8 protein-coding genes and 1 other RNA gene are annotated in these 9,847 nt (G+C 23.4%); 2 read left to right on the forward strand and 7 right to left on the reverse strand.

Features of this window, described 5'->3' with window-relative positions:
* The first annotated feature begins 18 nt into the window (after window positions 1-18).
* The gene (locus AADV48_RS02885; protein ID WP_341266562.1) at window positions 19-885 is read left to right on the forward strand and encodes an ABC transporter permease; all 867 of its coding nucleotides are present in this window, start codon (window positions 19-21) and stop codon (window positions 883-885) included.
* Window positions 886-1,058: 173 nt separating this feature from the next.
* Here the strand turns inward: AADV48_RS02885 and rsmG are convergent, their stop codons facing one another.
* The 7 genes from rsmG to glyA all read right to left on the reverse strand — a co-directional run bounded on the left by rsmG (window position 1,059) and on the right by glyA (window position 6,475).
* Window positions 1,059-1,679, reverse strand: coding sequence for a 16S rRNA (guanine(527)-N(7))-methyltransferase RsmG (rsmG, locus tag AADV48_RS02890; protein WP_341266563.1), 621 nt, complete (start codon window positions 1,677-1,679; stop codon window positions 1,059-1,061).
* Window positions 1,669-3,522 (reverse strand): tRNA uridine-5-carboxymethylaminomethyl(34) synthesis enzyme MnmG, encoded by a 1,854-nt coding sequence (gene mnmG, locus AADV48_RS02895; protein ID WP_341266564.1) that lies wholly within the window; start codon window positions 3,520-3,522, stop codon window positions 1,669-1,671. The genes rsmG and mnmG overlap by 11 nt, the downstream gene beginning before the upstream one ends.
* Window positions 3,523-3,599: 77 nt before the next feature.
* Window positions 3,600-3,695, reverse strand: an RNA gene (gene ffs, locus AADV48_RS02900) — signal recognition particle sRNA small type.
* A gap of 25 nt (window positions 3,696-3,720) precedes the next feature.
* The gene (locus AADV48_RS02905; protein ID WP_341266565.1) at window positions 3,721-4,179 is read right to left on the reverse strand and encodes a nucleoside deaminase; all 459 of its coding nucleotides are present in this window, start codon (window positions 4,177-4,179) and stop codon (window positions 3,721-3,723) included.
* A 21-nt stretch (window positions 4,180-4,200) separates the two neighbouring features.
* A complete protein-coding gene (locus tag AADV48_RS02910) occupies window positions 4,201-4,782 on the reverse strand; it encodes a thymidine kinase (RefSeq protein ID WP_341266566.1) in 582 nt (193 codons plus the stop codon).
* Window positions 4,783-4,823: 41 nt separating this feature from the next.
* Complete coding sequence (gene rpmE, locus AADV48_RS02915; protein WP_341266567.1) at window positions 4,824-5,066, reverse strand: 50S ribosomal protein L31; 243 nt, start codon at window positions 5,064-5,066, stop codon at window positions 4,824-4,826.
* A 155-nt stretch (window positions 5,067-5,221) separates the two neighbouring features.
* A complete protein-coding gene (gene glyA / locus AADV48_RS02920; RefSeq protein WP_341266568.1) occupies window positions 5,222-6,475 on the reverse strand; it encodes a serine hydroxymethyltransferase in 1,254 nt (417 codons plus the stop codon).
* A gap of 805 nt (window positions 6,476-7,280) precedes the next feature.
* Between glyA and nrdE the strand changes: the two genes are divergently transcribed.
* Window positions 7,281-9,764 carry a class 1b ribonucleoside-diphosphate reductase subunit alpha gene (gene nrdE / locus AADV48_RS02925; RefSeq protein ID WP_341266569.1) on the forward strand — a complete coding sequence of 828 codons (2,484 nt, stop codon included), beginning with the start codon at window positions 7,281-7,283 and terminating at the stop codon, window positions 9,762-9,764.
* The last annotated feature ends 83 nt before the right edge of the window (window positions 9,765-9,847 follow it).

The following is a 9,847-nucleotide window of genomic DNA, read 5'->3' on the forward strand; positions in this document are numbered from 1 at the left end:
AAGATACTATTGCTTAAAATGAAAAACATTATCCAATATTATATTAATTTTAAAAATATTTTGAAAAGCTATATTAAAAATAAAAATATTCTTTTCGGAAGTGTTTTTTTAATTCTTTTATGTTTAACTATTTGTATATTTCCTTATACATCGCTTTATAATCCTAATAAATCTTCTTTTAAACCGTTACAAAGTTATAATTCAACTAATTGGTTAGGAACTGATTCTACTGGTTATGATTTATTTAGCCGCGTTTTAGCAGGGGCTAAAATTTCTTTACAAATAGGTTTTTGTGCTATTATTTTAGCGAGTTTATTGGGGACTTTTTTAGGAATTATTTCTGGTTATTTCAAAGGAATTATTGATCATATTATTAATTTTATATGTGATATTTTAGTAGTTTTTCCAGATATTATTTTAGCTATGATAATTATGTTTTTTTTAGAAAAAAACAAATTATCATTAATAATTTGTTTAAGTATTTCTAATATTCCTTCTTTTATTCGTATCATAAGAGCTAATACTTTAAAAATAAAACAAAAAGATTTAATTAAAGCTTCGAAAGCTTTAGGAGCTAATAATTTTTACATTATTACAAAACATATTTTACCTCATCTTTATTCTATTATTATTACAAAAATAACTGTTGGAATGGCAACTGTTATTTTAACAATTTCTGGTTTAGGTTATATTGGTTTAGGACTTGATCCTACTATCCCTGAATGGGGTAATATTTTATCTTCTGCTAAAAATAATATGCGTTTTTATCCTCATTTATTTTATGGACCTTTTGTTGTTATTTTATTAACTATTTTATCTTTTAATTTAATTGGTAAAGGTTTAATACAAACTTTTGATTCTGAAAACAATGTTGTAAATAATTAATTATTTTATTTGATTAAAAAAATTATTGCAATTATTTTTAATTATTTATTTTCAAGCATTATTTCAAAACAAACATTATATTAAATAAAATTTTATAATCTAAATTAAAAACATAAAAAATCCAATATCATATTATTAATGATATGATATTGGATTTTTTTTATCAACAAAAATTAAATTTTTTTTTGAAATAATAAATTAACTCTTTTTCCTAACTTTTCAGGTAATTCGAAAAAAAACTTTTGTTTTAATTTAAAGTGGTAATTTTTTTTTATATTTTGTAATTCTCTTTCATAATTAGGACCTTTCATAACTATAAAATAACCATGTTCAACCACAACTAAAGAAGCTAATTTCAAAATCAATTCTATTTTCCCTAAAGCTCTAGTAATAACACAATCATATTTATTAGGATGATTTTCGATTTTTTCTTTAAAAACAAAAACATCTAATAATTTTAAATGATTAATTAATAATTCTAAAAAAACTGTTTTTTTAGAAGAAGAATCAATTAAAAAAATTTTTAAATTAGGATATAAAATTTTCAAAGGAATCCCTGGAAAACCCGCTCCTGTTCCTAAATCAAATAAATTATTTATTTGATTTAAATTTAAAACTTTAGAAACTAACAAAGAATCATAAAAATGTTTAAAATAAATATCTTTTTCAGTTGTTAAAGAAGTTAAATTAATTTTTTGATTATACTGTTTCAAAAACAAATAATATTGTCTGAACTGCTTTACTTGAAAAGTATTTAAACCAAAATCTTTCACTAATAATTTTTCAAATAACATTTTTATATCTTTGTAAATAAACATTTAAAAGAGAAATATCAACAGGATTTACTCCTGATATTCTTGACGCCTGACCTAAATTATTAGGTTTAATTAATGTTAATTTTTCTTTTGCTTCCATAGATAAATTATGAATTTGATTATAATCAATTTCTAAAGGTATTTTTTTGGTTTCCAAAAATAAATTTTTTTGAACTTCTTTTTCAGTTTTTAAAATATAATCTTCATATTTGATTTGTATCTCTGTTTGTTCTAAAACTTCTTTATCATAATGCACATCAATAAAAAAAAATATAATATTTATTTTTAACTCTGTTCTTTTTAAAAGTTTATATAAACTCATTTTTTCTTTAATTAAAGAATTATATTTTTGTAAAAAATTTAAATTGACTTCATTTGGAAAGACAATAAATTCTTTTAATTCTTTTTTTAAACTTTCGATATCAGCACGTTTTTTTTCTACTTTATCGTAAAGATTTTGATCTATTAATCCTGTTTGATATCCATAAGGAGTTAATCTTAAATCAGCATTATCATGTCTTAAAAGTAAACGAAATTCAGCTCTAGAAGTTAATAAACGATAAGGTTCTGTTGTGCCTTTATTAATTAGATCATCAATCAAAACTCCAATATAAGACTCGTTTCTTTTTAAAACTAAACTTTCTTTATTTTCAAGTTTTAAACTAGCATTTATACCAGCCATCAAACCTTGACAAGCTGCTTCTTCATAACCACTAGTACCATTAATTTGACCAGCAAAAAATAAATTTTCGATCTTATTTGTTTCTAAATTATAATTCAACTGATTAGGATTAAAAGCATCATATTCGATAGCATAAGCATATTTTGTAATTTCTGCTTTTTCTAAAGCAGGAATTGTTTTTAAAATTTGTTCTTGAACTTCTTCTGGCATGCTCGTTGAAAGCCCTTGAAGATACATTTCATCTAATTCTAAACTTTCGGGTTCAATAAAAATTTGATGACTTTCTTTATCACAAAAACGAATAATTTTATCTTCAATAGAAGGACAATAACGCGGTCCTTTGCCTTCTGAATAACCACCATACATAGCTGATTTTTCTAAATTTTGTTTTATTAATTCATGAGTTTTTTTATTAGTATGCAATAAAAAACAAGGTTCTTGAATAGATAATTCTTTAATCTCAGAAAAAAAACTAAAAGTTTGCAAAATATTATCTCCTATTTGAATTTTAGTTTTACTAAAATCAATAGTATTTTTTTTAACTCTTGGTGGAGTACCTGTTTTTAAACGAATAATCTCAAAACCATAATCTTTAAATTGTTTGCTAATATTGTGAGTAGTAATAGAATTATTAGGACCTGAACTAATTTTCTTTTTGCCAATCAAAATATTACTAGCTAAATAAGTTCCTGTCGTTAAAATAACTACTTTACTGTTAATAATAACGCCGTCATTCAACCTAACTCCTAAAACTTTATTATTTTCTATAATTAAATCATTAACAAAACCTTCTAATAAAGTTAAATTAGGTGTTTTTTTCAAAATATTTAAAATAATTCGAGGATATTTTAATTTATCTATTTGTGCTCTTAAACTTCTAACAGCAGGTCCTTTAGAAGTGTTCAACATTTTTATTTGAATTTGAGATAAATCAGCTGCTTTTCCCATTATTCCACCTAAAGCATCTATTTCTCTAACAACAACTCCTTTAGCTGGACCTCCAATAGAAGGATTACATGGCAAAGAAGCAATTTGTTGTAAATTACCTGTTATTAAAACTGTTTTATGTTTTTTAGCCAATGCCAAAGCAGCTTCGACACCTGCATGACCACCACCAACAACAATACCTTCGAAAGTCATTTCTTTTTTTCATTTCTCTTTGTTTTTAAAATTAAATGATTAAACAAATATTTTTTTAATCATTATTTGAAAAATCTCTTTAAAAATCACTATTCACATATAGCAAAAAATTATGGATGCTACAATCAAGTCCTGACCAGATTCTTTTTTATTATATTGAATAGTGATTTTTAAAGAGATTTTTTTAAAAAACCAAAATTATTTTTTTCTAAGATTAGAAAAAAATTTTTTTAAAATAAATTCACTTTCTTTTTCTAAAAAATTAATTTTACAAGATATTTTAGAAAAAAAATTAATATCTTTTTTAAACAAAGATAAATTATTACACAAACCAAATCTTATATTATTTGCACTATAATATATTTTTTTTATTCTTACAGCGATCAAAGCGCCCATACACATTATACAAGGTTCTAAAGTAGTATAAATTATTATGTCGTTAAATCTATAATTTTTAAATTTTTTATTTAATTTTTGCAAAACTAAAAATTCTGCATGACCAAAAAAAATTTTCTTTTTTTCGACGTTATTATGAGCTCTGGCAATAATTTTATTATCCAAAACTGCAACAGCACCAACAGGAACTTCACCTTTTAAAAAAGCTTTTTGGGCTTCTTTAAAAGCTTCTTTTATAAAAAAAAATTGTTTTTCTTCCATAAAAATTATTTATTTTTAAAATTATCCTTCAAATTTATGACATTTTCTACAACGTGGTTCATGATAATTATCATCACCTATTAAAATAATAGGATCGTTTATTTTAGGAACTAAACCATTAACTATTCTTTGTGTTCTATTTGCTTCTTTACCACAAACAACACAAGAAGATTTTAATTTAATAACTTTATCAGCAATTGATAATAAATAATTCATAGAACCAAAAGGTCTTCCACAAAAATCAAGTTCTAAACCACTAGCAATAATATAAAATCCTTGATAAGATAAATCATTTAAAATTTTTTCAATACCTTGATCTAAAAATTGTATTTCATCAATAAACAAAGCAACAATATCTTTATTTATAAATTTTAAAATATCATCGCTTTTATCTATTAATAAAGCAGGAAAAGATTGGAAGCAATGAGTCATTAATTCTTTTTTTGAAGAATAACGATCATCAATTTTAGGTTTAAAAACTAAAAATTGAAATCCTGAGGATTCAAAAAGTTTAATTCTTTGAATTAGCTTCGTTGTTTTTCCTGAAAACATGGGTCCACAAATGATTTCCACAAAACCTTCTTTTTTAAAAACCATTTTCATTTTATAACACTTTTTCTCAAACGTATTTTAAAATTTAAAAATTATTTATGTTCTTCTTCTATAACTATTTTCTTTTTATTTTGAGGATTATAACGTTTATGAAATTTATCTAATTGCCCTGATACAGTTACAAAAACCTGTTTTCCAGTATAAAAAGAATGACAATTTGAACAAACTTCAACTTTAAATTCTTTAGCAGTTGTTCCAATTTGATGTTTGTGTCCACAAGTAACGCAATTGACTTCAATTTCATAAAATTCTGGTTGTTGCTCTTTTTTTTTCATTAAACAAAATCCTTCAATAATTTTTTTATATTTTAAATAACTTTTAATCGTAAAAATTTAAAATTTATTTTAATTTATTTTTTTATAAAATATTTTAATAAATATATTCCTTTTTTATTATAACATTTATAAAAATTAAAAATTAATTAAAAAAATTAATTTTTATTATAAAAAAGGAATTTCTCGGTTAATAATAATGTTTTTTGACGAACCTTTTCGATAACCTCTTCATTATGATAATTATTTAATATTTCATCTATTAAATGAGCTGTTTCAATGAATTCTTTTTCTTTAAAACCTCTTGTAGTCATCGCTGGTGTTCCTATTCTTAAACCACTAGTATTAAAAACTTTTTCTTTTTCAAAAGGTATAACATTTTTATTAACAATAATATTAGCTTTTTTTAAAGTTTTTGAAGCTATTTCTCCATTTAAATGAGGGTGTTTTTGTTTTAGATCGATCAAAATTAAATGATTTTCGCTTGTTCCACTTACTAAACGATAACCTAATTTAAGAAAAGTATTCGTTAAAGAAAGAGAATTTTTTAATACTTGTTGTTGATAAATTTTAAAATCTTCTTTTAAAGCTTCTTCAAAAGAAATAGCTTTAGCTGCTATAACATGCATTAATGGTCCACCTTGTGTGCCCGGGAAAACACCTTTATTTATTTTTTTCATAATTTCTTCATTATTACTTAAAATAATTCCACCTCGTGGACCTCTTAAAGTTTTATGAGTAGTAGAAGTGACAACATCAGCACCAGCTAAAAAAGGACAAGGATGTAAACCAGTAGCTACTAATCCAGATATATGTGCCATATCAACCATTAAATAAGAACCTACTTCATCAGCAATTTCTCTAAATTTTTTAAAATCAATAATTCTTGGATAAGAAGAAGCACCGGCTATAATTAATTTAGGTTTTACTTCGAGTGCTATTTTTCTTACTTGTTGATAATCAATTGTTTCCGTTTTAGATGAAACTCCATAACTAAAAGAACGGAAAAATTTACCCGAAAAACTAATACGCGAACCATGTGTTAAATGACCGCCGTCATTTAAAGACATTCCTAAAATAACATCATTAGGTTCTAACAAAGCTTGATAAACAGCCATGTTTGCTTGAGAACCTGAATGAGGTTGGACATTAGCGAATTTAACATTAAATAATTTTTTAACCTTTTCGATTGCTATTTTTTCTATTTCATCTACATTTTCACAACCGCAATAATATCTTTTTTGTGGATATCCTTCGGCATATTTATTTGTTAAAATACTTCCTTGTGCTTTTAAAATCGCTTCAGAAACAAAATTTTCAGAAGCTATCAATTCTAAATGTTTTTCTTGTCTTTCTTTTTCGTCTTCAATAATTTTAAAAATATCATAATGATTTTCTTCCGAAAATTTCATTTTTAAAAATCCTTTTTAATTAATTTTAATAAATTATTTTATAAAAAAATTATATAAATTATTATACTTTCTAAATATTTTAACAAAATTTTTTTCATTTTTTTTATTAAAAAAAGTTAGTCACTTTGAAAAAAATATGACTAACTTTTTTTAATATTTTTTTTATATCGATAAAAAGAATTCATTAAAAGAATTTTTATTTTTGTAAAATATGACTAAATTATAATTAGGGACTTTTAATTTTGACTTCTTCAAAAAATTCTTTTTTTAAGAAGTCAAAATTAAAATTTAAAAATTTATTTTTTCGTTTTATCTTCTTAAAAAGAATTAATAACTTTTAAAAATATATGATTAACTTTTAAAAATATATGATTAACTTTTAAAAATATATGACTAACTTTCAAAAATATATGACTAACTTTCAAAAATATATGACTAACTTTTGATTTATAAAACAATATTTTCTTTTTTTATAATCTTTTTTCAATATAAATTTAACATAATAATAAAAGTTAGTAACTTTTTTGGACGCTTATCAACAATAACAATTTTAAATAATAAAAATAAAAAAATAAACTTTAATTATTTTTAAAATTTTTAATAAATCACAATATTAAAAATAAATTTAATTTTAAATTTTTTTATTTTATATATAAAAAATAATAATATTTTTGTATATAATTTTTATATATATAAAATAATATTTTGTTAAAATTTTTAAATTATTTTTTTAAATATTTATTTTATAAATTTCTAAAAATTAATTTAAAAATAAAAAATATTCGAAAAAAGGTATGAAACTATGATGAATTCACAAGATTTAAAAATAGTTTTTGATAGTTACGAAAAAGGAAATGTTTTCGATTTTGTCAAAGAATTTACTGAATATAAAACAGAAAATATTCAAAATTTCCAACATAACAACGAAAAAATTTTTTTAGTAACTAAAACTGTTAAATTTGGACAAATATCCGAAAATACTGAAAATTTTTTAAAAAAAAATGCATCTTCAGTAATAGGTGTTGCGGTTTCAGGAAATCGAAATTATGGAAAAAATTTCGGTAAAGCAGGTCATTTAATTGCAGAAAAATTTAATATTCCTTTAGTTTTAAAATTTGAAGGAAAAGGATTTAAAGAAGATATCGAATACTTAAAAAAATGGTTAAAAGAAAAAAAAACAGAAGACCAAAATATTTATAATAAAATACCATCTTATATCATTTTAAATAATCAAATGCTTGATGAAGAAGGTAATGTTAAAGATTTAAATAAAGACCAAGAAGCTTTAAAAGCTTTTTTTAAAGAAGAAGTGAATCCAAAATTAAAAAAATTTCCTACTTTAAAAGAAAAAATTGAATTTTTAATTAATAATCATTATTATGAAGAAGGCTTTTTGAAAAAATATTCTCACGAAGAAATTAAAAAAATTTATCAATTAGCTTACGAACATAATTTTCGTTTTCCTTCTTTCATAGGAGCTTTAAAATTTTACAAAGATTATGCTTTGAAAACAAGAGATAAAAAAAAATATCTTGAAACTTATGAAGACCGTTTGGTAATTAATGCTTTATATCACGCTTCAGGTGATTTTGTCTTAGCTAAACAATTAATTACTAATTTAATACACCAAAATTTTACTCCTGCAACTCCTACTTTATTAAATACTGGTTTAAAAAAAAGAGGTGAATTTGTATCTTGCTTTTTATTAGAAGCAGGTGATTCTTTAAATGATATTTCACGTATTTTAGAATTTTCAATGCAATTATCTAAAATAGGTGGTGGTGTTTCAGTTAATCTTAGTAATTTAAGAGCCAAAGGTGAAACTATCAAAGAAATTAATAACTCTTGTAAAGGAGTGATTGGTGTAGCTAAATTATTAGATCATGCTTTTCGCTATGCTGATCAAATGGGCCAACGTTTAGGTGCAGGAGCTATTTATTTAAACGTTTTTCATTCTGATATTGAAGATTTTTTAAATTCTAAAAAATTAAACGCCGACGAAGATATTCGTTTGAAAACTTTATCTTTGGGAGTAGTAATTCCGAATAAAATGATTGAATTAGCTAAACGTAATGAAAAAATGGCTCTTTTTTATCCACATACTGTTTATCAAGTATATCAATTAAATTTTGCAGATATCAGTGTGGAAATGGATAAGTGGTATGACATTTTATTAAACGATCCACGAGTTAAAAAAAGATTTATAAATCCTCGTTCTTTATTAGAATTAATTGCACAATTACAAGGTGAAAGTGGTTATCCTTATTTAATGTTTTGTGATAATGCTAATAAAGAAAATACTTCGGAAATGAAAATCAAATTTTCAAATCTTTGTACCGAAATTTTGCAACCAACAATAACTTCCCATTACGCATCTTATCATGAAAGAGACAAAGAGAAAATTGGGATGGATGTTTCTTGCAATTTATCTTCAGGGCACATGGGTAATATGATTAAAAATAAAGCGATTAAAGAAACTGTTTTTGCTGCTATGGATGTTATGAATTCTGTTGCTGATAAAACAAGTATTAAACATGTACCAGGAGTTTATAAAGCTAATAAATTAAATCGCAGTGTTGGTTTGGGTATTATGGGACATCATGGTTTTATCGTTGAAGAAATGATTGCCTTCGGCAGTAAAGAAAATATTGAATTAGTAGATGTATTTTTTAATATCGTTAATTATTATTCTCTACTTCATTCTTGTTTGAAAGCAAAAAAAACAGGCATTAAATTTTTTCAATTCGAAAAATCTAAATATGCTGATGGAACCTATTTTAAAGATAAAAAAGCTATTTATCCGACTTCTGAACGAATTAAACAAATTTTCGAAGGTATATTCATCCCTTCTGATAAAGATTGGCAACAATTAAAAGCTGATGTGATTAAATTTGGCTTATATAATTCACATCGCTTAGCTGTTGCTCCTAATGGTTCAATTGGTTATATTATGTCAGCAACTCCATCTTTAACTCCTATCAAACAATTAATTGAAGAAAGAACTTATGGCAATTCCAAAACTTATTTCCCGGCCCCAGGTTTAGCGGAAAATGCTTTCATGTATCAAACAGCTTACAAAATGGATAAATTTAAATTGATTGATGTGATCGCGACAGCACAAAAACATATCGATCAAGGAATATCATTCGAATTATGTATCACTTCTGATATTACAACACGCGAATTACAAAGATATTATTTATATGCACAACACAAAGGTATTAAAACCCTTTATTATACTCGAACCCAAAAATTAAAAATTTTTGAATGTGAAAGTTGTAGTGTTTAGTATTTTAAATTCATATCAATATCAGAAAATTTTAAATAAATTTTCTGATAATTTTTTTTAAAACCTTATATAAAAAATTTATC

It is taken from the genome of Candidatus Phytoplasma fraxini, assembly GCF_038024965.1.
GTDB classification, from domain to species: Bacteria; Bacillota_I; Bacilli_A; order Acholeplasmatales; family Acholeplasmataceae; genus Phytoplasma; species Phytoplasma fraxini.

Coding starts and splice junctions, on each gene's coding strand:
- glyA (WP_341266568.1), bottom strand. CDS start 6,475: ATGAAATTTTCGGAAGAAAATCATTATGATATTTTTAAAATTATTGAA.
- mnmG (WP_341266564.1), bottom strand. CDS start 3,522: ATGACTTTCGAAGGTATTGTTGTTGGTGGTGGTCATGCAGGTGTCGAA.
- AADV48_RS02885 (WP_341266562.1), top strand. CDS start 19: ATGAAAAACATTATCCAATATTATATTAATTTTAAAAATATTTTGAAA.
- rsmG (WP_341266563.1), bottom strand. CDS start 1,679: ATGTTATTTGAAAAATTATTAGTGAAAGATTTTGGTTTAAATACTTTT.
- AADV48_RS02905 (WP_341266565.1), bottom strand. CDS start 4,179: ATGGAAGAAAAACAATTTTTTTTTATAAAAGAAGCTTTTAAAGAAGCC.
- AADV48_RS02910 (WP_341266566.1), bottom strand. CDS start 4,782: ATGAAAATGGTTTTTAAAAAAGAAGGTTTTGTGGAAATCATTTGTGGA.
- nrdE (WP_341266569.1), top strand. CDS start 7,281: ATGAATTCACAAGATTTAAAAATAGTTTTTGATAGTTACGAAAAAGGA.
- rpmE (WP_341266567.1), bottom strand. CDS start 5,066: ATGAAAAAAAAAGAGCAACAACCAGAATTTTATGAAATTGAAGTCAAT.